The following is a 24693-nucleotide window of genomic DNA, read 5'->3' as shown; positions in this document are numbered from 1 at the left end:
TCATAAGTGCTGTTCGTCTCCTGCCCGACGCGACATGTCTCTGCACGGACCTTCTCGGTTACAAGGAGGAAGGACCATGGCCTACCGTCGATATCTTGTGTGGGGCAGCCTTGCGCTGCTCTTCGTGCTGACCGGCGCGAGCGGCGTGCCGGCCTATCATTCTTACGTGCTGACCGTCCAACAACTGCGGGCCGGGTTGAACAAGGCGCCGTCGTTGGCCCAGAAAGGCTTTTTCTTGATCGATGTCCGGTCGCCGGAAGAACACGCCACCGGAGTCATTCCGGGAACGGACCGGAACATCGATTTCCGCGAGATCAAAGCCCGCCATCGCGAGATCGGCGCTAAACCGGACGACCACATCGTGGTCTACTGCCAGTCCGGACGCCGCAGCCATATCGCGGCCGAAACGCTGGCGGATCTGGGGTACCGCCACGCCTACAACGTCAAGGGCAGCATGAACGCCTGGCTGGAAGCCGGATATCCCGTCGAACCGCCCCGTCGTTAGCGCCGCGAGGTCCGGCCCGGTGCGGTCTTGTCCGATTCCGGGCGCGCCGCGTCCCGGCGGGGTTTCGCGCCGATAACGGCAGGCAACGGGACATGTCTGGACACATTCCCGTTCACGATGTCCCGCCAATCCGGCTGTCCGCCCTCTGCGCTCCGGCTCGGCAGGAGATCGGTCCGGATGAACACGTCGGAGGACGACCCGCCGTCCATCGCCATGGCCTGACGGATCGCGGGAAAACCGCTCCGCAGACACTCAGCCAACCCGTGCAGCGTGACGGCCTCCGCAGTCTTGATGACCAGGATCCGTCCCTCCCCGTCTTCCGCTACCACCGTCTGTTGGGCCCGTTTCCCCGTCTGGCGCACCCGCGGCTTCCCCGTGCGATCCAGCAGCATCAGCGACTGGGCCGCCTCTCGGTACGAGGGATTCTCTTCGTGGAACGGCTCGAAAGCCAGATCGAGCACCCGGGCCTTCCGGAGGCCCGGGACGACCGGTTCGGCGACGAAGAGGGCTTGCCAGGAATGGTGCCGCTTGGCGCCGAGGATCCGCCCTTCCTTCATCAGCAGGCCCAGATACGAGTAGTCCTCTCGGAACAGGCCGGCGTTGAACAGGACGTGGGCGCCGGTCCGACGCTGCCATTCCTGAATCGTCAGCGGCGCGGCGAGCCCTTCGTCGTGAAACTGGTAGATCGAGAACTCGAATCGTTCCGGATCGATCTGCACCATAAGCAGCGCGGGCACGTCCTGGCAGGCCGGCGCCGGGCGCCACAAGGTCACCGCCAAGCCGTCGGCCAATGGATTCCATTGGATGCTCTGGGCGGGGGCGGAGTCGGGAGAACCCGCGTACCCGAAGAGGATCAGCAGAATGACAGAAAGGAGTCGGGCGGAACCTGACCGGCTTGAATGGAAGGGACCGTGATCGCTGCGCCGTCGCATCTGGCTTCTCCGGCCGCCGCGGGCCGATCGGCTCTGTGGCGGGTGCGGCACGTCCGGAAAGACTCCCGCCGGGACCGTCGAACGGCAGTATAGAGAGCCATACGGAGGAGCGTCAATCGGCCCGGCGCGGGGACGGGGAGGATGCGTTCGGAAGCGCCCGCCGGCGGACGGATGGAAGAGAGGAGGGTCAGGTCTTTGTGTGGGCCGCCAGATGCTCGCCGGCGCCGTTGCGCCCGGGTCCGGATTTGCCGTCCAACAGGTCCCGAACGGTTCTCGCCAACACCTCGGGCGTGAAGGGCTTCTGGAGGAACGCCGTCCTGCGCTCGTCCATCCCGGAGCCGACCCCGACGTCGTCGAGATAGCCGGACATGAACAGCACTTTCAGATCCGGCTTGATCGTCAGCAGATGGTGCGCCAGCTCCCGTCCGCTCATGGCCGGCATCACGACATCGGTCAGCAGCAGATGAATGAATCCCGTCTGTTGCGTGGCGAGCAGGCAGGCCTCGACCCCGTTCTTGGCCTCGAGCACCCGGTAGCCGCATTTCCGCAACTCCTCCCGGATGACGTCCCGCACGCTCGGCTCGTCTTCCACCAGCAGAATCGTCTCGGTGCCTCGCGACACCTGTTCGGGAGACGAGACGGTCTGGGCGGTCTCGGCTTCGGATTCGACCTTCGGGAGATAGATGTCGAACGTCGTCCCCTTCCCTACTTCGCTCCAGACGTCGATCCCGCCGCCGCTTTGCGTGACGATGCCGAACACGGTGGAAAGCCCCAGTCCCGTGCCCTTGCCTTCCTCTTTGGTCGTGAAGAACGGTTCGAAGATGTGGGACAGCGTGTCCGCGTCCATGCCGCAGCCGGTGTCGCGGACGGACAGTTTCATGTACGAGCCGGGCGGCAAGGGCCGCAGGTGATGCATCGGAATCCGGACGAGCGTGGTCTGCGAGATCTCGATCGTCAGCTTGCCCCCGCGGGGCATGGCGTCGCGGGCGTTGACGACCAGATTCATCACGACCTGTTCGAGCTGGCCTTGGTCGGCCTTGACCCGGCCTTCGTCCGGATCGACGACGATGACGAGTTCAATGTCCTCGCCGATCAGGCGGCGCAACATGCTGTCCAGGTTCTGCACGACGCTGTTGAGGCTCAGCACTTTCGGCTCGAGCGCCTGCTTGCGGCTGAAGGCCAGCAGTTGACGGATCAAGGTGGCGGCCCGTTCGCCGGCCTTTTGGGTCTCCTCGATCTGGGCCCGCAATGGATGCTCCGGTCCCAACTCGGCAAGCAGCACCTGGCTGTAACCCATGATGACGGTCAGGAGGTTGTTGAAATCGTGCGCCAACCCTCCGGCCAGCCGCCCGACGGCTTCCATTTTTTGCGCCTGGCGGAACTGCCGTTCGCTCTGCCGCAGGGCTTCCTCGGCTCGCTTGCGTTCCATTCGCTCGTCCACCTCGCGGAGGGCGCGCTGGACCGACGGCACGAGCCGGGCGAGTCTCTGTTTCAGGATGTAATCGGTCGCACCGCGGAGCATCGTGTCGATGGCCAGTTCTTCGCCGAGGGTGGCGGAGACGAAAATGAAGGGGATGTCGGGCCGAAGCTCGCGGGCGATGGCCAAAGCGGAGATGCCGTCGAAGGACGGCAAGGAATAGTCGGCAAGAATCATGTCGTAGCCGCCGCGTTTCAGAGCGGCCAGAAAGTCGGCCCGGGTTTCGACGCGGTCGGCTTCGCAGGGAATCCCGCCCTCTGCCAGCGTCGCCGTAATCAGTTCGGCGTCGGTCGGGTTGTCTTCGAGCTGCAGCACGCGCAACGGTGTCTTCATGCTGCTCTCCGTGCCGCGACGGTCCTACAGCGCGGCCCCGGCTCCCTCCGGCGGAGGTTCGTTGATCAGCCCCCAGAACATGCCCGATTCTTTCACCGCCTTGAGGAACTGCTGAAACTCGACCGGTTTGACGACGTAGGCGTTCGCCCCCAGGGCGTAGCTTTGGGCGAGGTCGCGCTCCTCCCTCGAGGACGTCAGCATCACCACCGGGATCGGCCGGAGCCGGGCGTCGGCCTTGATGGTGCGCAGCACTTCGAGCCCGTCCACTTTGGGCATCTTGAGGTCCAGGAACACGACCGCGGGATTGCCTTGCAGGCGCGTCTTGTACCGCCCTCGGCAATAGAGGTAATCCAGCACTTCGGCGCCGTCCCGGCAGACGACGACCTTGTCGGCGAGATGGTGTTCTTCCATGGCGGCCAGCGCGAGCTCCGCGTCCCGGGGATTGTCCTCGGCCAGTACGATCGGTTTCCCGGCGGTCATGCGGAAGCCCTCGTAGTCGGCAGGGAGAAGTAGAACGTCGCGCCCTTGTCCGGTTCGCCTTCGGCCCAAGTCCTGCCGCCGTGCCGGTGGATGATCCGCCGGACATTGGCGAGCCCGATGCCGGTCCCTTCGAATTCTTCGGCCCGGTGCAGCCGCTGGAACACGCCGAACAGCTTGCCCGCGTATTGCATGTCGAAGCCGACGCCGTTGTCCCGCACGAAGATCACGACTTCGTCGGGGCGGCTGCGGTCGCATCCGATCTCGATCTTAGCCAGCGGGCGCGTGCCGGTGAACTTGATCGCGTTGCCGATCAGATTCACCAATACCTGCCGGAGCATCGACGGATCGCCTTGCACCTGCGGCAGCGGCCCAATTGTCCAGGAGATCGCCCGTCCTTGCAAGTCATGCCGCAAATCATGCAGGACGTTCTTCACCAACTGGTCCAGATTGACCTTTGTGCGCAGCATTTCCGTCCGGCCCATGCGCGAGAAGATCAGCAGATCGTCGATCAATTGCCCCATCTGCTTGGCCGATTCCGAGATCGTTTGGAGGTACCGGCGGGCCTTGTCATCGAGGGCCGGGCCGGCGCTCTTCTCCAGCAGGGCGGCGTAGCCGTCGATATGGCGGAGCGGGGCCCGCAGGTCGTGCGACACAGAATAGCTGAACGCCTCCAACTCCTTGTTCGCGGCCTCCAGCAGTTCGCCGCGCCGCCGCAGCTCGGCCGCGACGCGCTTGCGCTCGGTGATGTCGTGCCGGATCAGGTAGTACACCGAGGCCAGCAGGACGAACTGCAGCAGCGTCCCCGCTCCCAGCAGGAGAATCGTGCTGCGCGTGCTCTCCGCCGATTCCGCGACGCGGTGGCGAAGCGCGCGGTTCTCCTCGTTGGCCATTTCCGCGATGACGCCGTGGGCCGCCGCCAGTTCGCGCTTGGCCGCCCCTTCGAGCGCCATTTGTCTGACCCCCTCGAAACCCTTCCGTTTCCGCAGTTCGATGGCGGCGGCCTCCGCCTCCAGTTGCTTCTTGATCAGGCCTTCGAGGAAGTTCACCCGGCTCTGCTGCGTCGGGGCGTCGGCGGTCATCTCCCGGAGGTAACGAAGGTACTCGGGCGAACGGTCCACGGCGTTCTGGTACAGAGCCAAATAGGCGCTTTCGCCGGTGACCAGGAACCGGCGATGACCATTCTCTGCGTCGTCGAGGGTGGCGGCGACCCCGTCGAGGAGCTCCAGGAACGCGTGGCTGCGGGCATCCAGGCGGCTGTTCCGGATGAGCGTGTTGGTGTTGCGATACGACACGGCGGTGATGACCAGGACGCCGGCGAACACCAGCCCGAATCCCGCCAGGATGCGACGCTCGATGGGCCAGTTCTGAAACCAGCGGAGCCAAGGGGATTTCGCGCCTGTCGTCGAGGCCGGCGCGGGTTGGTCGAAGGCAGGGAGAAGTTCCGGCTGACCGGCTTGGGGCGGCCGCTCACGGTCGATGTCGTCCGTCGGACACATGGGCAAACCGGTGACCTGATCCGGCGATCGAGGCTCCTGGTGATGGAAAGGACTGTACCGCCGCTTCCTCGAACGCTGCAAGGATTATTTGCGTCGGTTCGGACCGGGCGGTGTCGGCGGACGGCGCCGCACGACGGCGGATCAGCCGCCGAACGGAGGGAGCGGGGGCGCGACCGAGGCCGATGGGCCGGCGAGGTTGGAGAACATGAGGGTGGCGGCGACCACCCAGTCGATGAACGGTTGAGGGTAGATGCCCAGGATCAGCGTGCCCGCCAGCCCCACGTAGACCACGGCCCTCATCGGTCCGGAGACGCTCAGGGGCGAGGGATCCGTCGGCTCATGGATGTACATCTTCTTGACGACGACCAGGTAGTAGTACATGGAAATCACGATGTTCACCAGGCCGACGATGATCAGCGTGTAGAGCCCTTCCTGAATGGCCGCCACGAAGATGTAGAGCTTGCCGATGAAGCCCGCGAGCGGCGGCACCCCCGCGAGGGAGAGCAGGAAGATCAGCATCGCGAATGCCAGGAACGGCGACCGGCGATTGAGGCCGTTGTAATCGTCGATCTCGTCGCTGCCGATGAAATTCCCCACCGCGATCACGACCGCGAAGGCGCCGAGGTTGGCGAACAGATAGGTCAGCAGGTAGAAGAGAATGGCGTCGCTGCCCATCTTGGTGCCCGCGGCCAACCCGATAAGCACGTTCCCGATCTGCGCGATACCGGAGTAGGCCAGCAGGCGTTTGATGTTCCGCTGCGCGATGGCCACGATGTTGCCGTACGTCATGGACAGGATCGAGGCGCCGACGAGCAGCAGCACCCAGGTCGGCTTGAACGTCGCGAGCGCCACGAAGAACATGCGGATCAGAATCGCGAAGGCTGCGCCCTTGGGCGCGATCGAGAGGAACGCCGTGACCGGCGTCGGCGCTCCGTGGTACGTGTCCGGAATCCAGGCATGGAACGGAACCGCGCCGATCTTGAAGCCCAGCGCGGCGAAGATCAGCAGGAACCCGATCGCCAGTCCCGGGGTGGCGGACGCGGCGGTCATGTCGGCGAAGACGATCTTGCCGGTTTCTCCGTACACCAGGCTGATCCCGTAGGCCAGGAGCCCGGCGGCGAACACGCCGAGGATGAAGAATTTGAGCCCCGCCTCGTTCGAGGCCATGTCATCGCGCAGGTACGCCACCAGCACGTAGAACCCGAAGGTCGAAAATTCCAGCGTGATGAAGACGGAGAGCAGGTCATTGGCGGAAGCCATGAACATCATGCCCAGCGCCGACATCAGGACCAGGAAGTAGTATTCACCTTTGAAAAACCGAAACCGCCGGACGTAGTCGATCGAAGCCAGAATGACCAGCACCGTCGCGCCGACGATGAACATCTTGAAGAACAAGGCCATCCGGTCCACGACGAACATCCGGTTGAAGAGCGTGCCCGAGACCCCCGACAGATCGAACCAGGCGAGACACCCCAAGGTCAGCACCAGTCCCCCGATGCTCAGGTAGGCCAGTTGCTCCTTCGGGAGTTTCGGCAGAGCAAAGTCCACGCTCAGCACGACGCACAGCCAGAACGTGAGGAAGATCTCCGGCAGGAGCAGCAGGAGATCGGACCCAGTCATGGTGAGATTGAACGTCACTCTTTTCCTCGTGAGGCGTGAGGCGTGAGGCGTGAGGCGTCATTGGAAGCGACGGTCGGCAGGGTCAGCGCGGCCGCCGCGTTCGCTTCACGCTTCACCGGGACCCATTGCTCTGCAGAGCGCAATGGGTGCCCCGCTTCACGGTCTACTGATGCGATCGGCACCACCTGGGTGATGCGCGCGACCAACGGATCGACGCCGGACCGGATCACCGAATAAAAATGTCCGGGGAAAATGCCGAAGCCGATGCTGCAGGCGATCATCAGGAGCAGTGGCAGCCGGTCGACGGTCGCCACCGCGTCGTGGGCGTGGCTGTAGTGTTGCGACATCGGCCCGTAGAAGACCCCGCGCATCATCCGGAAGAGATAGGCCATCGTCAGCACGATGCCGACCACGGCGATGATGACCTGCAGCGGGTACTTGTTCCAACTGCCGACGATGATCATGATTTCGGCGATGAAGTTCACCGTGCCCGGCATGCCGATCGAGGCCATGCAGGCCACGATGAAACAGCCCGCGACGAAGGGCATGCGGTTGACCAGTCCGCCCAGCGAGGGGATGTCCCGCGAGTGGGTCTGGTCGTACACCCAGCCGGCCATGGCGAAGAGCATGCCGGTCGCCAAGGCGTGGGCGAACATGTACAGCACCGCGCCGGTCAGGCTGATGTAGTCCAGCGCCGCCATCCCGAGGAACACGTACCCCATATGGCTGGAACTGGAGTAGCCGATCACGTACTTGGTGTCCTTCGCGTAGAAGGCCACGAAGCCGCCGTAGATGATGCTGAAGACGCAGAGCACCGCGGCGATCGGCATCAGCTCCTGCGTCGTCTCCGGCAGAATCTCGAACGCCACCCGGATGATCGAGAAGTGCCCCAGCTTCATCAGCACGCCGGCGTGCAACATGCTCGTGGCGGCGGGCGCGGCGGCGTGCCCGACCGGCGACCAGGAGTGCAGCGGCCAGATCGGGGCGATGGAGGCGAAGCCGAAGAAAATCAGGAGCCAGATGATGTCCGCCAGCAGCCCGGTGAATTTCGCCTGTTCGCGCAGCACCAGAATGTCGAACGTGTTCAGACCGGAGAACTTGTAGATGAGGAGGATCCCCATGAGGGCGACGACGGCGCCGGCCGAGAGGAACAGCACCAGCTTCATCGCCGCGTATTCCTTGCTGTTCGAGGCGAAATTGAAGATGAAGCCGACGGAGTCCCGTTTCTTGATCCCCTCGGGGTCGGTCATCTCCAGATAGCCCTTCGTGTGGCTCCCCCAGATGCCGAGCAGGAGGTACATGGGAATCACGGACATCTCATAGAAGAAATAGAGGAAGAAGAGGTCCAGCGACATGAAGACGCCGATCGTCGCCGCGGCCAAGATCAGGAGCGAGATGTAGAACTCCTTGGTGCGGTCCTTGATGTGCCAGGAGACGAAGATGCCGGCGAACAGCAGAATGGAGGAAGCCAGGACCAGCGGGGTGCCGATGCCGTCCACGCCGAGGTAGAGCGACACGCCGAGCTGTGTGGACCATTCGTACCGCCAGAGGAATTGGAACCCGCCTTTGACGGGGTCGTACGCGTAGAAGAGGTAAAACGAGGCGATCAGCGAGATTCCGGCCGAGACAGCGGCGATCCCGCGCACCAAGAGCGCCTGCCGGTTCGAGACGAACACCAGCACGATGGACCCGACGAAGGGCGCGAATAAAATGTAGAGCAGCGTGGAGTCGCTCATCTCCAAGTCCCGTGAAGCGTGAAACGTGAAGCGTGAGGGGATGCAGTGCGAGAGGATAGCTCCACTTCGCCTAACGCCTCACCCCTCACGCCTACCGGTTGTCCCGCCGTCGCGCCCCGTTCCAGCCTGTCCACCAACGCCTGGACCGATCCGTTCATCATCCGCAGGAACGGGGAAGGATAGAGCCCGATCCAGAGGATCATGACGCACAGCGAGACCGCGATGGCGATCTCCCGCGCGTGCAGATCGGGCATCGCCTGTCCCGGCCCCTTCGTCAGAGGGCCCATCATCGACCGCTCGTAGTACCACAGGAAATAGGCCGCCCCGAAAATGACTCCGGTCACCGCGATGGCCCCGTACACCCATTTGGCTTTGAACGCCCCCAGGAGGATCAGAAACTCGCCGACGAACCCGTTCGTCCCGGGCAATCCGATGGAAGCCAGGCCGATGATGAGCAGGAACGTGGCGAGCAGCGGCACTTGCCTGGCCAGCCCTCCGCCCAACACGGAGAGTTGCGTGCTGTGCCGTCTCACGTACAGGAAGCCGGCGAGGAAGAACAAGCCGGCGGTGCTGAAGCCGAGATTGATCATCGTGAGCAGGCTACCCTGGAGCCCCTGAAAGTTCAGGGCAAACAGACCGACCACGCAGAAGCCCAGGTGGCTGATGCTGCTGAAGGCCAGGAGCCGGCGAAAGTCCGGCTGGATCAAGGCCATGATCGCGCCGTAGAGGATCCCGGCGAGAGCCAGCGCCATCACGACCGTCACGACCACTTCGTTCTTCGAAGCTTCCGGCAGCAGCGGGATGCTGAAACGCAAGAACCCGTAGGTCCCGAGTTTCAGCCCGGCGAGCACCACGGCCATCCCGATCGGTCCCTCGAGCAGAGCGTCGGGCAGCCAGGTATGGAACGGGAACACCGGGGCCTTGAAGGCCAGGCCCAGGAAGATCAGCCAGAAGATCACAAGCTGTTGATCGACCGGCACCGGCACCGTGAGCAGCTCGAGCAGATCGAACGAATAAGACGGCTCGACATGATGCGTGACCGCCCACCGGTGGTAATTGATGTCGAGCAGGGCGAACCCCACCAACATGAAGACACTGCCCAGCAGCGTGTACAGGACGTACTTCAACGCCGCGTAGTGCCGTTCCGGCCCGCCTCCCCAGAGCTTGATCAGGAAGTAGCTGGGGATCAGCATGAGCTCCCAAAAGACGAAAAACAGGATCAGGTCGATCGAGACGAAGACCCCCATGATCGTGGTCTCGAGTCCCAGCAACGCCATCAGGTACAACTTCGCTTGATGCCGGACCGTATCCCAGGAATAGATCACGATCAGCACGGTCAGGAACGCCGTGAGGCCGACGAACAGCACGCTGATGCCGTCCACCGCCAGGTGGTAGCTGATCCCCAACGGAGGAATCCACCGCGCCCGCTCCGTGAACTGCATGGCCGCCGACTCCGGCACGAAGCGCAGGAGCACGAACGCGGCGAGCGCCAGCTCCAGCAGCGCCACCGCCAGCGCCGTGACTTTCACCAAATCCTCGTCCTCCAGAAACCACAGCGCCACCGCGCCCAGCAGCGGGAGGAAGAGCAGACAGGAGAGGATGGGGAACCCTGCGCCGAATTCTTCCAACATCGCGTGATGCCCTTTACGCGCTCTACCGCAACGCGATCCCGATGGGAGACGAGCCGGTCCACCAGAGCAGCAGGAGATGGACCAGGATGAACAGCCCCGCGACGATGATGGCCGCGTAGTGATGGACCATGCCGCTCTGGAGCCTGCGCCAGGACCGGGCGGCCAAGTGATTGGCGTAGCCGATGACGTTCAGGACCCCGTAGATGACATGCTTCTCGAACCAGGTGCTGACGGCCGAGCCGGTTTCCGTGAGCCGGCCGACCGCGCGGACGACCCCGTCGATCACGGTCCGGTCGAACCAGTCCAACAGCACCCCCAGGCGTTTCGTCGGTTCGACGAACAGCGCGTCGTAGATCTCGTCGACATAATATTTGTTCAGCAGCGTCCCGTAGGCCACGGGCATGCGCGCGGCCCACACGTCCGCCGTCCCCGGACGGACGCTGTACAGATAATGGGCGAACCCCCACCCCGCCAGCGCGATCACGGTGGCGACGCCCATCAACGTCAGCACCACCCCGACGCTCGGTTCATGGGTGTCTCCGGCGGCCGCGGCGACGGGCCGGAGAAAATGATGGAACCAGCCGCTCTCCGGCGGAACGCCGGGGAAGCCGCCGACGACCGAGAGCGCCGCCAGCACGACCAGGGGCCCGATCATCACGGGCGGAGCCTCATGGATGTGCTCGGCTGTGTGGTGATCCACCCGCGACTCGCCGTAGAACGTAAGGTAGGTCAGGCGGAACATATAGAACGCCGTGAGGAAGGCGCCCAGCGCGGCCATCGCGTACAACGCATAGTCCTGGTGCGTGAACGCGTGGGCCATGATCTCGTCCTTGCTCCAGAACCCGGCCAGGGGAAAGATGCCGGCGATGGCCAAGGTTCCGATCAGGAACAGCCGGTGCGTCCAGGGGATTTTCGATTTGAGACCGCCCATCTTGCGGATGTCCTGTTCGCCGCCCAGGGCGTGGATCACCGAGCCGGCGGAGAGAAACAGTAGGGCCTTGAAGAACGCATGGGTCATCAGGTGGAAAATAGCGGCGGTGTACGCCCCGATGCCGCAGCCCAAAAACATGTATCCGAGCTGGCTGACGGTCGAATAGGCCAACACGCGCTTGATGTCGGTCTGCACCAGTCCGATCGTCGCGGCGAACAGCGCCGTCCCGCCGCCGACCCACGCCACCGTCGTCATCGCGACCGGCGAAAGGTCGTAGATCGCGTGATTGCGGACGATCATATAGACGCCGGCGGTGACCATCGTGGCGGCATGGATCAGCGCGCTGACCGGCGTCGGGCCTTCCATCGCGTCGGGCAGCCAGGTATAGAGCGGAATCTGCGCCGATTTGCCGACGGCGCCGATGAGCAGACAGAGCGCGATCGCGGTGGCGGTCTCGGGCGTGAGCGACCCGACCTGCGCGAAGACCTTGGTGTAATCGAGGGTTTTGAAATTGACGAAGACCAGGAAGATCGCCAGCAGGAAGCCGGCATCGCCGATCCGATTGACGACGAAGGCTTTGGTCGCCGCCTTGGCGGCCGACACGCGGTCGTAATAGTAGCCGATCAGCAGGTAGGAACAGAGCCCGACGCCTTCCCACCCGATGAACAGCACCGCATAGTTGTTGCCCATCACCAACAGCAACATGGAGACCATGAAGAGGTTCATGTAGGTGAAGAAGCGCGTGAATCCTTCCTCGCCGTGCATGTACCCGACCGAATAGATGTGGATGAGGAAGCCCACGCCGGTCACGACCAGCAGCATGATGCAGGTCAGCGGATCGATCAGGAAAGCCAGATTGATCGTCAGGTCGCCGCCGAAGATCCATTGATAGGCCGTCACCTCGCGGGTGGCGCCGCCGGACTTCAGCGTGTCGGCGAAGACGCCGATCGCGCAGAGAAACGACAGCCCGACCGAGCCCCAGGCGAGTTTGTGCGCGGCCTCGTGGGAATAGCGGTGGCCGAGCAGGCCGTTCAGGATCACGGCCGTCAGCGGGAAGAGCGGAATCAGAACGACCAGCAGCTCGAACACGTTACCACTTCAAGAGGGCCATTTCGTCCACGTTGGTCGAAATCTTGCCTCGGAACACGACGATGATGATGGCCAGGCCGACGGCCGCTTCTCCCGCCGCAATGGCGATGACAAAGAGGGCGACGATCTGGCCGGCCATGGATTCCAGGTAATGCGAGAAGGCGACGAGGTTGATGTTCGCCGCGTTCAGCATGATCTCCACCGCCATCAGGACGATGATGAAGTTCCGGCGGATCAACACGCCGATCAACCCGGTAGCGAACAGGATCGCGCTGACGGCCACGTATGCGCTCAGAGGCACCATAACCCGTTAGGCGTAAGGCGTCAGGGGTGAGGCGAAACCCCGAAGCCAGCCGCATGTGCCCGCCTTTCTCCGACTCTCAACTCCTCACGCCTCACGCCTTATCCCCTCACGACCTTCCGCGTCCGCTGTCGAGGGGGTCTTGGCGAGGACGATCGCGCCGATGATGGCCCCCAGCAGAAAAACTCCGACGATCTCGAAGGGCAAAAGATAGTCGCTGAACATCTTGATGCCGACGGCATAGCTCGCGCCGTCTCGGAGAACTACCTCCGCTGGCGCATCGCCCTTCGATCCGCCGAACGGCGATCGGAGCACCAGGAGCAGCAACTCGCCAGCGATGGCGACGGCGGCGAAAAGGATCAGCGCGTAGCGGGTATGAAAGTACCGCTCTTCCGTTTTCAAATTGAGCAACATCAACACAAAGAGGTAGAGCACCAGGATCGCGCCGGCGTACACGATGATCTGCACCGCGAAGAGAAATTCGGCGTTGAGCAGGACGAACAGGCCGGCGACGTGCAACAGCAGCGTCAGCAAGGCGAGCCCGCAGTGGACAGGGTTCTTCAACGCAACGGTCAAAATCCCCGCTGCGATGCTCACCAGGGAGAAGTAGGCGAAAAAGACCGGGACCATGCAGGTTGGATCAGCTCAGATGTTTAGGCGGCGGCTGCGTGGGCTTGAGAACCGACTGGGGGAAAAAGTATCGGTATTCACGGCTCCACTCGTCGTCCTTTTCCTGGTTGTGCGCTTGCAAATATTTCTTGGCGTCAGCGAGATGGCGCTCGCCGATCTCGTAGAGCCGCTTCTTGTCGAACAGCAGTTGGCGTTTGTCGTGGGTGGAGTATTCGTACATCTTGGTCATGGCTAGGGCGTTGACCGGACAGGCCTCCACGCAATAGCCGCAGAACACGCACTTGGTGATATCGATATAGAACTCGCTGGCGTATCGCTGAAGCGGGCGGGTCTTGTCTTCCGCGCTGATGACCTTGATGCAATGAGAGGGACAGGCGGCTTCGCACAGATCGCAGCCGACGCAACGTTCCTGTCCGTCGTCGTACCGCAACAGTCCGAGCGTGCCCCGATGCGTGTCGGGGATGGTCCGATGCTCCCGGGGATACTGGAACGTGATGGGGCGGTGGAACATGTGCTTGAACGTCACCTTCATCGCATCCCAGATCTCGTAAAACAACGCGGCCTGGAGCACTTTTTTCGCGAGGACGCCGACGCTCATCTTGCTCTCCACTCAGGACTGCGGCTGGGTCAAGTCGGCAGAGCTTACTCTCAACCGCCGACCTTTTCAATATTGACCCACGTGAACTTGAAGGACGGAACTCCGGTGGTCGGGTCAGCCTCGACCGGCATCAAATCCTTGACCGGGGGCTGGTTGAAATGCTCCGGGAAAAAGCAGGCGCCCGGCATGATGGCCGGATCCGCCTCCACGCCCAGTTCCACCGATCCCCGTTCCGAAGTGACTCTGACCTTCGCGTGCTCTCCGAGCCCGAGTCGCTCCAGGTCTTGCGGGTTCATCTGGAGCCGCCCCGTATTGGGGGCGACCTTGATCAGTCCGGACGCCCGGGTGGACAGCTTGCCGGAGTGGTAGAGGACCTGCCCTATCGTCAAACCGAACCGATGGCCGTTCTCCGCCCCCGCTTGCCGCTTGCCGCTTGCCGAATAACGACTCCTGACCTCGGCCGCATAGCCGTTCGAGAGATAGGAAGCTTCCGGCTTGGGACTGATCTTCCGTGGTTGGCCCAGGTTGTAATACCCCGGCAGCAGTTTCATGATCTCGTTCTGGATATCCTGCGCGGACTCGTAGTCCCACTGGCAGCCCAGCCCGTTCGCGATCGCCGTCATGATGTGCCAGTCGGGCACGCTCTCGCCGAGAGGGTCCATCGCCTGCCGCACGCGCAGGACCTTCCCTTCGAGGTTGGTGAAGGTCCCTTCCTTCTCCGCGTAGGTGCACGCCGGCAGCACAAAGTGGGCGAGTTGCCCGGTCTCGGTCAGGAAAGGGTCCTGGCAGATCAGCAAGTCGAGCCGGTCCAGCGCGGTTCTCACGTCGACGGACGCGGGCAGCGTCGCGAGCGGGTTCTCGCCGACGAGGTACAGCGCCTTGATCTGCCCGCTCCGGCAGCGAACCAGGATGTCCATGAGGGTCGCTCCCGTTCCGACGGCGGGCAGCGTCGCGTCCCAGGCCTTGGCGAACCGCTCGCGCGCGGCCGGGTCGTCGAAGCGGGCTTGGCCGGGCAAAAACTCCGGAGCCGCACCCATATCCACCGCGCCTTGCTCGTTGATTTCCTCGGTGAGCGTGCCCACGCCGCATCCGGGCCGACCGAGTTTGCCGGTGACCCAGGCGAGATCGATCAGCTTGAGCACGTTCTGGTACCCGTTCGGCCGCCGCACGATACCCTCCGCGCAAAGGGCGATGGCCCGCGGCGCTTCCGCGAAGATCGACGCGGCTTCGCGGATCTGTTCGACTGCGATGCCGGTGCGGTCGGCGGTCTGTTCGAGCGAAATCCCGGCGGCCGCCTCTTTGAGCGCCGCGAACGCCTCCGGATACGGGCTCGTCGCGTCTTCGTCGACCAGATCCTGGTCGATGACCGACTTGACCAACCCGTCGATGAACAGCCCCTCGGTACCCGGCTTGACCAGCAGGGGATGAGAAGCCAGCTTGGCGATGTTGGTATTGGCCGAGTCCACGACGATGACCTGCGACTTGTAGACCCGAATCGACTCCTTCACGCGTACGGCCGTGAGCGGATTGGTTTCAGTGATGTTGCTGCCGACCAACAGAATCGCTTTCGCCTTGGTGATGTCTTCCCAATCGTTCGGCATCCGCCCGACGCCGAGCGCGCGCCGGGCGGCGTGGACGAAGTTGAGGTGCCCGTAGCGCGCGCTGCTGTCGAGCTGGTTGGTGCCGATCGCCGCCCGCATGAGCTTCTGGAACAGATAGAGCTCTTCGTTCGTGCAGCGGGCCGTGATCAGGCCGGCCACCGCCTGCGGGCCGTGCATCGCCTTGATGTCGGCCAGGCGGCTCACGAGCGCGGACATGGTCTCGAGCCAGGGCGTTTCCACTAGCCGATTGGCCTTGCGGACGAGCGGCTGTGTCAACCGGGTCTCGCTGTCGAGGTACTGAAATCCGAACCGGCCCCGGACGCACAACCCGCCGTGGCCCTTGGCGGTCTCCGCGCGGTCGCCCCACTTGTTTTTCCAGGACAGCGGCGAGGTCACGCGGATGACTTCCGAATCCTTGGTCTCCAGATACATCTGGCAGCCGTCCCCGCAGTAGTTGCAGGTGGTCATGGTCTTCTTCATCTGCCAGGGCTTGTAGAGATACTTGGAGTATTTGTTCGTGATCGCCCCCACGGGGCAGACCGCGAGGCAGTCTCCGCAGAATTCGCAGGAGAGCGGGAGGTCGCCTTTGGCCACCACCTGGTTGAAGCCGCCCTTCTTCATGAACTGCAGCGCATCGATCATCAGCACGTCCTTGCAGACGTTGATGCACTCGGCGCAGGCGATGCAGCGGTTCATGTTGAAGTCCAGGACCAGGCTGCGCGTGTCTTCCGGGATGAACTTCTGCTTGGCGTTGGCGAGGTTCGTCACGCCGTGGAGAAAGGCCATGTCCTGCAGTTCGCAATGACCGTCCGCGTCGCAGACCGGGCAATCCAGAGGATGGACCGAGAGATGCTTCTCGACCGCCTTTTTCCTGGCCAGGAACAAATCCTCCCCTTCCGTGCGGATGACCATGCCGGCCGTCGCCTTGGCCGTGCAGGACCGGACGGGCGCTTTCTTGCCCTCCTGCATCACCAAACACATGCCGCACGAACCGAACGGGTCGAAAGTGTAGTGATAGCACATGGCGGGAATGATCTTGCCCGTGCTGGAGATGACGTCGTACAAGGAGACTCCGTCTTTGGCCGTGACGGCCTGGCCGTCGATCGTCAATTCGATCGTCGCCGCTTCGACTTCAGGATTGGTCGCCGGTTTCAATGCCATAGTTCTCTCCGTCCAGCGTCAATCGTCATTGGGCATTCGTCCACAGTGAAAGGAAGAGTTGCGGGGCTCTCATTCCCCGATAGACGAATGACGGGTGACCATTGACGTGTTTCCTCACCGATCGCATTCTCCCATGACGATATCGTAGGTCCCGAAGATCGTCACCGCATCCGCAATCATGTAGCCTCGCGACATGTGGTCGAACGCGCCCATGTGGATGAACGAGGGAGCGCGGATTTTCAGGCGATAGGGCTTCCCTCCGCCGGTGCTCACGATGTAGAACCCCAACTCGCCCTTGTGGGCCTCCGTGCCGCAATAAATCTCGCCCGGAGGGGCGTTGAACCCCTGCGAGAAGAGCTTGAATTGCTGGATCATGGACTCGAGATTGGTGAAGACCCGGTTTTTCGGCGGCAGCGTCACGCTCGGCACGTCCGCCATGATCGGCCCGTCGGGCATCTGATCCAGACATTGCCGGATGATCTTGACGCTTTCGTACATCTCCCGGACGCGGATCCAGTACCGGTCGTACGTATCGCCGTTCTTGCCGACCGGAACGCTAAACTCGCAACGGGGATAGGCGGCATAGGGTTCGTATTTGCGCAGGTCATAATCCACGCCCGACCCGCGGAGCGTGGGGCCGCTGAGCCCGAAGTTCACCGCGTCCTCGGCGGAGATCACCGCCACGCCTTTGGTGCGCGCGAGCCAGATGCGGTTTTTTTCCAGGAACACGACATACTCGTCGATCTTGGGCGGAAAATAATCCAGGAACTTCCGAAGCTTGTCGATGAGCGAGGGGGTGAAATCGCGCTCCACCCCGCCGATGCGGTACCAACTCGTGGTCAGCCTGGCCCCGCACAGCTCGTCGAACCAATCCAGCAGGATCTCGCGGTCGCGGAAACAATAAAAGAAGACGGTCATGGCGCCGATGTCGAGCGCCTGAGTGCCCAGCCAGAACTGGTGGCCGATGATCCGTTGGACTTCCGCCACGATCGTGCGCAGGTACTCGGCGCGTTCCGGGACGGTGATGTTCATCAGCTTTTCGACCGCCCGGCAGTAGGCGAAGTTGTTGTACATGGCGCAGACGTAATCGAGCCGGTCGGTGTGAGGGATGAATTGGTGGTAGGTCCCTTCCTCGGCCAGCTTCTCGACCCCCCGATGGAGGAACCCCATGACCGGCGTCGACTTGACGATCCGTTCCCCTTCCAGCTCCAAAATCACTTTCAGCACCCCGTGCGTACTGGGGTGCTGGGGCCCCATGTTCAGGAGCAGCTCTTCCGTCCGGAGCGTCGGAAGCGTGGCGCTCTCCGGATGTTCGGGATCGACCCTATAGACGGTTGTCCGTTGATCTTCGAGTTTCATCCTTCGTAGCGAGCAGCAAGTAGCTGACAGCGAATAGCTCGAAGCTGTTCGCGGTCAGCTATTCGCTAGGTTTCTTTCAAAAACTCGAACGTGTCGCGCCAGCCCTTGCCGCGCAAGGGGAAATCCTTCCTGAGCGGATACCCTTCCGGGTAATCGTCAGGCATGAGGATACGACGAAGATCGGGATGGTTTCTAAACCGGATTCCCATCATGTCGTAGACCTCGCGTTCCATGAAGTCGGCGCCTTTCCAGATATCGGTCAAGGAGTCCACGATGCAATCCGATTCGGGGACCCGTGTCTTCAACCTGATCCGGTGGCGCTTCCTCAGCGAATAGAACTCGTACACCACCTCGAAGCGCTCTTCGTCGTCCGGCCAGTCCACCGAGCTCACGTGGACGATATAGTCGAAATCCATTGCCGGATCGTCGTGAAGAAATTGCGCCACTTGATGCAAGGCCTCCCGCTTGACGGTGACGGCCAGATCGCCCCGCCACTCGACGGCCGTCACGAAGCCATCGGGGAAAGCGTCCTGGATTCTCTGAGCCAGAGGATGCATGCGTGACACCGACAATTAGGAATTATGAATTAGGAATGTGGAATAGTCCGATAATAGGTGCGTATCCTGAACCGCCGGCTGCGCTCAGCCCCGGTTATTCATTCATCGCATAATCCCACAGTCAAAATTATGTTTTGACCTGTTCCGGTTGTTTCGTAAACACCCGCCGCTGCATGATGCGCTCTTGCAGCTTGAGAATGCCGTCGAAGAGCGCTTCAGGGGTCGGCGGGCAGCCGGGGACGTAGATGTCCACCGGCACGAAGCGATCCACCCCCTGCACCACGCTGTAGCTGTCGTAGATATTGCCGGATGTGGCGCAGGACCCCATCGCGATCACATACTTGGGTTCCGGCATCTGATCATAGATCTTCCGGATGACCGGCGCCATGCGCCGGCAGACCGTGCCGGCCACGATCATGAGATCGGACTGTCGCGGCGAGGCCCGAAAGACGCCGGCCCCGTAGCGGTCCATGTCGTAGCGCGAGGAGACGGCGGCGATCATTTCAATGGCGCAGCAGGCGAGTCCGAACGTCATGGGCCAGAGCGAGCCCTTCCGCGCCCAGTTCACCGCCTTCTCGACCGTCGTCGTGATGACGTCGAGATTGCCGTCCTTTTCATGCCGTCCGATCTGAATCAACCCCATGGTAACCTCGTTAGGCGTGAAACGTGGGGCGTGAGGCGAACGGAACAAGTTCCTCTGAACCTCTTGCGCCTAACCCTTCACCCCTCACGGAACTAGTCCCATTCCAGCGCGCCTTTTTTCCATGCATACACATAGGCGACCAGGAACAAGCCGATGAAAATCAACATCTCGACCAGTCCGATCAGTCCGATCTTGTCGAACACCACGGCCCAGGGATACAGAAAGATGACTTCGATGTCGAAAATGACAAAGAGCATCGCGAAGATGTAATAGCGGACCGGGAACGGCATTCGCGCGTCGGAAAACGGTTCGCTGCCACATTCGTACGGGCTGAGTTTTTCCGGTTCCGGGTATTTTGGCTGGACCAGGTAACTCACGAGGAGAGTCACCACGCCGAAGGCCAGCGCGATCACGACAAACAAAAGAATCGGAAAGTATCGCGTCAAATAATCCAGCAGAAGCTCGGCGCCGGTCATAGGAACCGCTCTCTCAAGACTTTGACTTGAAAAGAACATCAAAAATCTTAGACCCCGCCGAATTGCAATAGCAAGAGAACAAAGGACCTAGCAAGGGCCCTCCGAAAGCCCTACCAAACCCGAAGGCTCACCGTTCCAACCGTCCTGGAAACGAGAAAAGGCGATCAAGTCGGAGGAAGAACTCAATGCCTGAGCTTACTTCTTCATCTTGTCGGAAGCCATGCGAAGCCCCAAGGGAGGATTGCCGGACCGCGCATCCCATTCGGTTTCGAGGGCGGACAACGCCTTGATCTTCTTCCTACGGTGAATTTGGGTGTCGATTCGGCGACGGCCCGGCGGGGCGGGGCTTTGACTTTTCCGCTCGGGCGATCGCGATCGGTTTGGCATGGGAGAACACTCCAGGTGCGGTGCACTCTCAAGGCCCTGAAATCGCTTGACAACCCAGTATGGTTTGCTATGGTTGGCAAGTCAACATCTTGATCTTGGACGACCCCGATGCGCACTCCACCGTCCGGAATCTTGTCGGCTCTTCTGATCTGCGCGGTCCTCGGCGGATCGATCGATACCCCGGCTCAAGCTCAAGATGCCCAGAGTGTCAGGCTTGGTGAGGCTGCCCTGAGATTTTCCGCAGGGTACATTCGCGAAACGACTCCCATGGACGGGGTCGTCAACTCCCTGACAGGAGACAACCAGACAACCGGCAATCGCATGCTCGTCGGGGGAAGCGATACCGTCTATTTGCGGTTGACCGGCCCCGGAGAAGCAGCGGTCGGCGACTTGTACACCGTGTACAGACGCATCCGGAAGGTCTTTCATCCGGCGACCGGTCGCTACCTGGGGTTCCTGACCAATGTATTGGGAGTCGTCCGAGTCATTCAGGTCGACCACGAACTCATCATCGCTCACGTCATCCGGCCGTACGCGGCTATTTCACCGGGCGACGGGGTCATGCGATTCGCACCGCCGCCTCAGGAAGAGACAGCGCCAGAGGCTGGTAGCTTCGGTGAGACCGAAGGCATGATTGTCGAACTCCAGACGAATCAGTTCTTGATCGGTCAACGGAACTTGGTGTACCTGGACAAAGGGCGGCTTGACGGACTCAGGATCGGAGACCGGCTCGAAGTCTTCAGAACCGGCTCAGGGCTTCCGCGGCGCACCCTGGGAGAAGTGAAAGTCTTGGCGCTCGAGGATGGCACGGCGACGGGTTTGTTGACGCGGGCCACGGCGCCCATCCTGCGAGGCGATCGCTTTCGGTGGAAAGGTTCCGACCTCGGCGGGTCGGCCGGAGGTCTGCTGCTTCCGGAACAGTTGCAACCGGAGATTGAGGCGAAGAAGCCCGACGAATCGGTTCCTGCTGCCGGAAGGGACAAGATTCAGCTCCAGCAGGTCGGGAGCCGCACGTTGATCAACCTGGATGAGCTAGTCGATCAGTTGGAATATGAATCGGGAGAGGTCACGGTCAAGCCCGGCGGGATGAAAATCCTCGAGCAGATCGCCGACTATCTCCAGACCGTGACCGACAAGCATATCCGAGTCGAGGGTCATGCGGACAACGTGGAGATCGGCCCATCGCTCAAGGCCAAGTATCCGACCAACTGGGAACTGTCCAAGGCGCGGGCGTCCTTCGTCGTGCGATATTTGATCGAAAAGGGCGGCATCGACTCGGCGCAGTTGTCGGCGGTCGGGTATGGCGACACGAAGCCGGTCGCGAGCAATGCGACCGAGGAAGGCCGGCGGAAGAACCGGCGGATCGAAATCGTTCTCTATTCTTCGGAACCCTCCCAGAATGAACCAGGGCGTGCGCCGGAGCAGTCGTCGGCCAGCGAGGCAGGCTATAGTTTTTCCCGCCTGGGAGCCTCGTCGTCGGTCTCCGATGCTCCAGACGCACCGCCGCAGCCGAGCAGCCAGGCTCCCACTGACCCCGCAACTCCGCCAACCGGGCAAGCCGCTCCCGCGGGAGAGGCGAGCGGATCCGACGTGACCGTTCCGCCGACCCAAGATGCCCCTGCGCCTCATCCTGATCAGCCGTCTGATCCCGCGCTGCCCCAGCCGTAGTCGAGTGGCTCCTTCCGTCGCCCTCGTCAGCGCCTTCGCCGCTCCGGACGTTGTGAATCTGTTCTGACAGCGGCTTCGCCGCACGACCGGTCCGCGTTCCTTTCATTGTTCCGCGTCTGAGGAGCCTGCTAGAATGCCGCATGCCCGACGGCGTGTCCGCTCCGCAGTCAGAAACACCGGTTCCCGTTCCGCCCCTCTATGCTGAGGTCATCATCCCTCGACACGTGGCGCGGACATTCACCTATCTCATTCCGGCCCGCCTACAAAACCGTACCCAGGTAGGAAGTCGAGTGCTCGTTCCCTTCGGGCGCAGTACCCTGCAAGGCGTCGTGGTCGCGGTGACTGACCGACCGTCGGCGGAGTCCGCGTTGAAACGGCTCCGCGAGATCCGATCACTGCTCGACAACAAGGGCGATGAGCTTAGTCCCGAATTGCTGGAGTTATCCCGCCTGATCGCCGAGCGCTATCTCGCGCCCTGGGGCCAGTGTGTGAGGTTGGTGCTCCCGCCGACCCAACCGAAACGTCGAGAGGCCAAGTACGTATTGACTGAAGCCGGACGTCGGGCGTTGAGCGGCGAGGAACGCCTCTCCGCCGCGGATCAGGAACTCCTGCGTCGGCTTGCCCGACGAGCGAAAGGATTGACCGAAGCCTCATTGCGGAAGGCCGCAGGGACGTCGTTGAGGCGGGCGTTGAGGAGAATCACGCGAAAGGGCTGGGTGCGCAAACAGGACGCCGACCAACATGGTCCGGAGGCGGGGACCAGGCGACAGGCGGCCGTCGCCGACGAGATAGACGATCTCGATCCACGACCGATCGCTCGGAGACTCGATCCCCAGGATCTCTCGCCGGAAGCGCCCTCACCGCTCGATCGGCTGATCGGTTTGTGCGATCCTCCCCGGCATTCTGCGGTTCTCCTCCATGCGCCTCCGGAATATCGCTTCGCTTGTCTGATGCGGGTCGCGGAAGCGATGCTGGCGCGCCGGCGCGCTGTCCTGGTGGTCACGGGAGAGGTGCTCCGGGCCAGGCAGGTCGCGCATCAGGCGAAGTCTCGCTGGGGAGATCGGGTCGTTCTGGTCCATAGCGGGCTGCCCGCAGCGGTCCGGGCCGAGGGCTGGCGGAGGATTCGCGAAGGCACGGCGAGCGTCGTGATCGGCACGAGGTCGGCGGTCTTTGCGCCGGTCTCATCCCCGGGGCTGGTCTGGATCGACGGAGAAGAAGACGCCTCGCTCAAGGAGGAGCAGGAGCCCCGCTACCACGCGCGGGACGTGGCCTGGACCCGCGCCGGCCGGGGTCGCGCGCTGCTCGTGCTCGGCTCGTCCCATCCGTCGTTGGAGACCATGCAGGCGATTAAGCGCGACGGAGGCGCGCTCTACCTCGCACTCGAAGCTCCAGGTCAGCCGAGGGTGGAACTGGTCGATCTCCGGACGTATCCGTCCGGCACACTCCTGTCGCCGCCGATGGTCGAAGGTATCGACCGCGCGCTGGCTCAACGGAACAGAGTCGCGCTGTTTCTCAACCGCAAAGGGTATGCGCGGGCTCTCACCTGTCGCGATTGCGGGAGCGTCCCGCGGTGCGGACAATGCAGCGTGGCGCTCGCCTATTACCGCCGGATCGGCCGCTTGGTCTGCCCGTACTGCGGGGCGTCCGTGGCGCTTCCCGACACCTGCGCCTCCTGCCGGGCCGCGAGGATCGAGCCGGTCGGGTTCGGCACCGAACGCCTGGAGGACGACGTCAGACGTTTCTTCCCGAAGGCCAGGATCGCGCGCCTCGACCGGGACGTGATCCGGCATGCCTCGCAGGTGGGAGCGGTCCGGCACTTGCTCGGGGCCGGAGAGCTGGACCTGATCATCGGGACGCAATTGCTGTTTCAGCTCGGACCGCCCCCACTGTTCGGATTCGTCGGTGTGCCGTACGCGGACGCCGGATTGCACCTGCCGGACTTTCGCGCCGCCGAACGGACCTATCACGCCTTGCTCGACGCGATGGGGTTGGCGTGGCCAGACGACGCCGGCGGCCGAGTCGTCCTGCAGACGTATTTGCCGACCCACCATGCCGTCGCCGCGGTCGTCGATCGGGATTTCCAGATGTTTGGCAAGACGGAGCTGGCCATGCGCGAGGCCCTCGGCTATCCACCCTTTTATCATCTCATCGGCTTGAGAGTGTCCGGCAGGAACGCCGAACGGGTGGAGACGTCGGCGGTCCGATGGGCGGAATTGTTGAGAGAGCAGGTGCGGCGGGTCGGGCGACAGTCCGCTCATGGCGTGACGGTCCCGGCGCCTGCCGAAAGCCTGGCGTGCATTCAACGGAAGACCGAGGGGGTGAGCGTGCTGGGTCCGGTTCCGGCGCCGGTCGCCAAAGTCCGCGGGCGGTATCGCTGGCAACTGCTGGTGAAATCGACCGACCGCGAGATCGCACGCGCCCTTGTCGCCGCAACGCTCGAGCGGGTCGAAGGGGAGAGGACATCGAAGGATCTGAAATTCGAGGTGGACGTCGATCCCGTCGAGGCTCTATGAAGGACGAGTTCCCTTCGACTGAGACGGCCCGGCGGCCTGGCGATCTCCGGGTTTGCCGGAGAGAACACCGCCGTTCCCGCCGCGGGTTCCCGCTCGCTTGAACAGTCCGTAGGCGAAGGTGATCCAGAAGATGGACGAGAAGAGCCCGAAGAGGATCGCCGTCAACATCGCTCCCATCTGCTCGTTCGTGGGGTCCGTCGTCGTCAATCGGACCTGAATCATCGTGGCGATCGGCCACGCCAGGCTCTCAAAGCCCAGGAGCAGCGTGGACCAAGCCCAGATTTCGCCGATCGTACGGCCGCGCCACAGCAGGAATCCGAGAGCCGCGAGCACCAGCGCGGCGGTCCATGCGAGAGGCAACGCACCCCAGATCAGCCAAAACCCGACGGCGACCACGAGGCTGCCGAACAGGGCGTTGAGTCGGAGAGGCCACATTTCCGGGGGGTCGGGTGGTCAGCGCTCGGTTTGGAGAAGAGCGAATAGCTCGAAACTGTTTGCCGCCGGCTACCCGCGGTTTTCGCAAGCAGTGTGAAGGGATCGCGGAGCGAAGTCAACCCCGGCTCGGGCCG

At 62.7% G+C, this 24693-nt stretch carries 20 protein-coding genes; 3 read left to right on the top strand and 17 right to left on the bottom strand.

Annotated features, from left to right (window positions below; translation table 11 throughout):
• The first annotated feature begins 76 nt into the window (after positions 1-76).
• A complete protein-coding gene (locus tag AB1555_11295; GenBank protein ID MEW6247279.1) occupies positions 77-505 on the top strand; it encodes a rhodanese-like domain-containing protein in 429 nt (142 codons plus the stop codon).
• On the opposite strand, the gene AB1555_11290 is transcribed toward AB1555_11295, so the two are convergent.
• From AB1555_11290 to AB1555_11215, 16 genes are all read right to left on the bottom strand, one after another.
• Complete coding sequence (locus AB1555_11290) at positions 502-1437, bottom strand: phosphodiester glycosidase family protein (GenBank protein MEW6247278.1); 936 nt, start codon at positions 1435-1437, stop codon at positions 502-504. The genes AB1555_11295 and AB1555_11290 overlap by 4 nt on opposite strands.
• Positions 1438-1624: 187 nt before the next feature.
• Positions 1625-3247, bottom strand: a complete 1623-nt coding sequence (locus AB1555_11285; GenBank protein MEW6247277.1) for a response regulator — start codon at positions 3245-3247, stop codon at positions 1625-1627.
• A 24-nt stretch (positions 3248-3271) separates the two neighbouring features.
• Positions 3272-3727 (bottom strand): response regulator, encoded by a 456-nt coding sequence (locus tag AB1555_11280; protein ID MEW6247276.1) that lies wholly within the window; start codon positions 3725-3727, stop codon positions 3272-3274.
• The gene (locus AB1555_11275; protein ID MEW6247275.1) at positions 3724-5223 is read right to left on the bottom strand and encodes an ATP-binding protein; all 1500 of its coding nucleotides are present in this window, start codon (positions 5221-5223) and stop codon (positions 3724-3726) included. Before AB1555_11275 ends, AB1555_11280 begins: the two co-directional genes overlap by 4 nt.
• Positions 5224-5364: 141 nt before the next feature.
• Positions 5365-6861, bottom strand: coding sequence for an NADH-quinone oxidoreductase subunit N (locus AB1555_11270; protein MEW6247274.1), 1497 nt, complete (start codon positions 6859-6861; stop codon positions 5365-5367).
• The gene (locus AB1555_11265; protein ID MEW6247273.1) at positions 6858-8579 is read right to left on the bottom strand and encodes an NADH-quinone oxidoreductase subunit M; all 1722 of its coding nucleotides are present in this window, start codon (positions 8577-8579) and stop codon (positions 6858-6860) included. Before AB1555_11265 ends, AB1555_11270 begins: the two co-directional genes overlap by 4 nt.
• Complete coding sequence (locus AB1555_11260; protein ID MEW6247272.1) at positions 8576-10210, bottom strand: NADH-quinone oxidoreductase subunit M; 1635 nt, start codon at positions 10208-10210, stop codon at positions 8576-8578. Before AB1555_11260 ends, AB1555_11265 begins: the two co-directional genes overlap by 4 nt.
• Positions 10211-10232: 22 nt before the next feature.
• Positions 10233-12230, bottom strand: coding sequence for an NADH-quinone oxidoreductase subunit L (gene nuoL / locus AB1555_11255; protein MEW6247271.1), 1998 nt, complete (start codon positions 12228-12230; stop codon positions 10233-10235).
• Position 12231: 1 nt separating this feature from the next.
• Entirely contained in the window at positions 12232-12534 is a 303-nt protein-coding gene (nuoK, locus tag AB1555_11250; GenBank protein MEW6247270.1) for an NADH-quinone oxidoreductase subunit NuoK, read from the bottom strand.
• A gap of 84 nt (positions 12535-12618) precedes the next feature.
• Positions 12619-13161, bottom strand: a complete 543-nt coding sequence (locus AB1555_11245) for an NADH-quinone oxidoreductase subunit J (GenBank protein MEW6247269.1) — start codon at positions 13159-13161, stop codon at positions 12619-12621.
• 10 nt (positions 13162-13171) lie between these two features.
• Positions 13172-13759: an NADH-quinone oxidoreductase subunit NuoI gene (gene nuoI / locus AB1555_11240; GenBank protein MEW6247268.1), complete on the bottom strand. Its 588-nt coding sequence runs from the start codon at positions 13757-13759 to the stop codon at positions 13172-13174.
• Between the two features lie 50 nt (positions 13760-13809).
• Positions 13810-16521 (bottom strand): molybdopterin-dependent oxidoreductase, encoded by a 2712-nt coding sequence (locus AB1555_11235; protein MEW6247267.1) that lies wholly within the window; start codon positions 16519-16521, stop codon positions 13810-13812.
• Between the two features lie 114 nt (positions 16522-16635).
• The gene (gene nuoD, locus AB1555_11230) at positions 16636-17880 is read right to left on the bottom strand and encodes an NADH dehydrogenase (quinone) subunit D (protein ID MEW6247266.1); all 1245 of its coding nucleotides are present in this window, start codon (positions 17878-17880) and stop codon (positions 16636-16638) included.
• 65 nt (positions 17881-17945) lie between these two features.
• A complete protein-coding gene (locus AB1555_11225; protein ID MEW6247265.1) occupies positions 17946-18437 on the bottom strand; it encodes an NADH-quinone oxidoreductase subunit C in 492 nt (163 codons plus the stop codon).
• A gap of 127 nt (positions 18438-18564) precedes the next feature.
• Complete coding sequence (locus AB1555_11220; GenBank protein MEW6247264.1) at positions 18565-19080, bottom strand: NADH-quinone oxidoreductase subunit B family protein; 516 nt, start codon at positions 19078-19080, stop codon at positions 18565-18567.
• 92 nt (positions 19081-19172) lie between these two features.
• On the bottom strand, positions 19173-19556 hold the full coding sequence (locus tag AB1555_11215; protein MEW6247263.1) for an NADH-quinone oxidoreductase subunit A: 384 nt from the start codon (positions 19554-19556) through the stop codon (positions 19173-19175).
• Between the two features lie 654 nt (positions 19557-20210).
• Here AB1555_11215 and AB1555_11210 point away from each other — a divergent pair.
• Together AB1555_11210 and priA are read left to right on the top strand one after the other, a co-directional pair.
• Positions 20211-21611, top strand: coding sequence for an OmpA family protein (locus AB1555_11210; GenBank protein MEW6247262.1), 1401 nt, complete (start codon positions 20211-20213; stop codon positions 21609-21611).
• Between the two features lie 140 nt (positions 21612-21751).
• Positions 21752-24124 carry a primosomal protein N' gene (gene priA / locus AB1555_11205; protein MEW6247261.1) on the top strand — a complete coding sequence of 791 codons (2373 nt, stop codon included), beginning with the start codon at positions 21752-21754 and terminating at the stop codon, positions 24122-24124.
• Here priA and AB1555_11200 read toward each other — a convergent pair.
• On the bottom strand, positions 24119-24559 hold the full coding sequence (locus tag AB1555_11200) for a hypothetical protein (GenBank protein MEW6247260.1): 441 nt from the start codon (positions 24557-24559) through the stop codon (positions 24119-24121). The two genes, priA and AB1555_11200, sit on opposite strands and share 6 nt — an antisense overlap.
• Positions 24560-24693 lie beyond the last annotated feature (134 nt).

Source organism: Nitrospirota bacterium, assembly GCA_040755395.1.
GTDB lineage: Bacteria > Nitrospirota > Nitrospiria > Nitrospirales > Nitrospiraceae > DATLZU01.
This window is presented reverse-complemented; position numbering and strand designations above follow the sequence as displayed.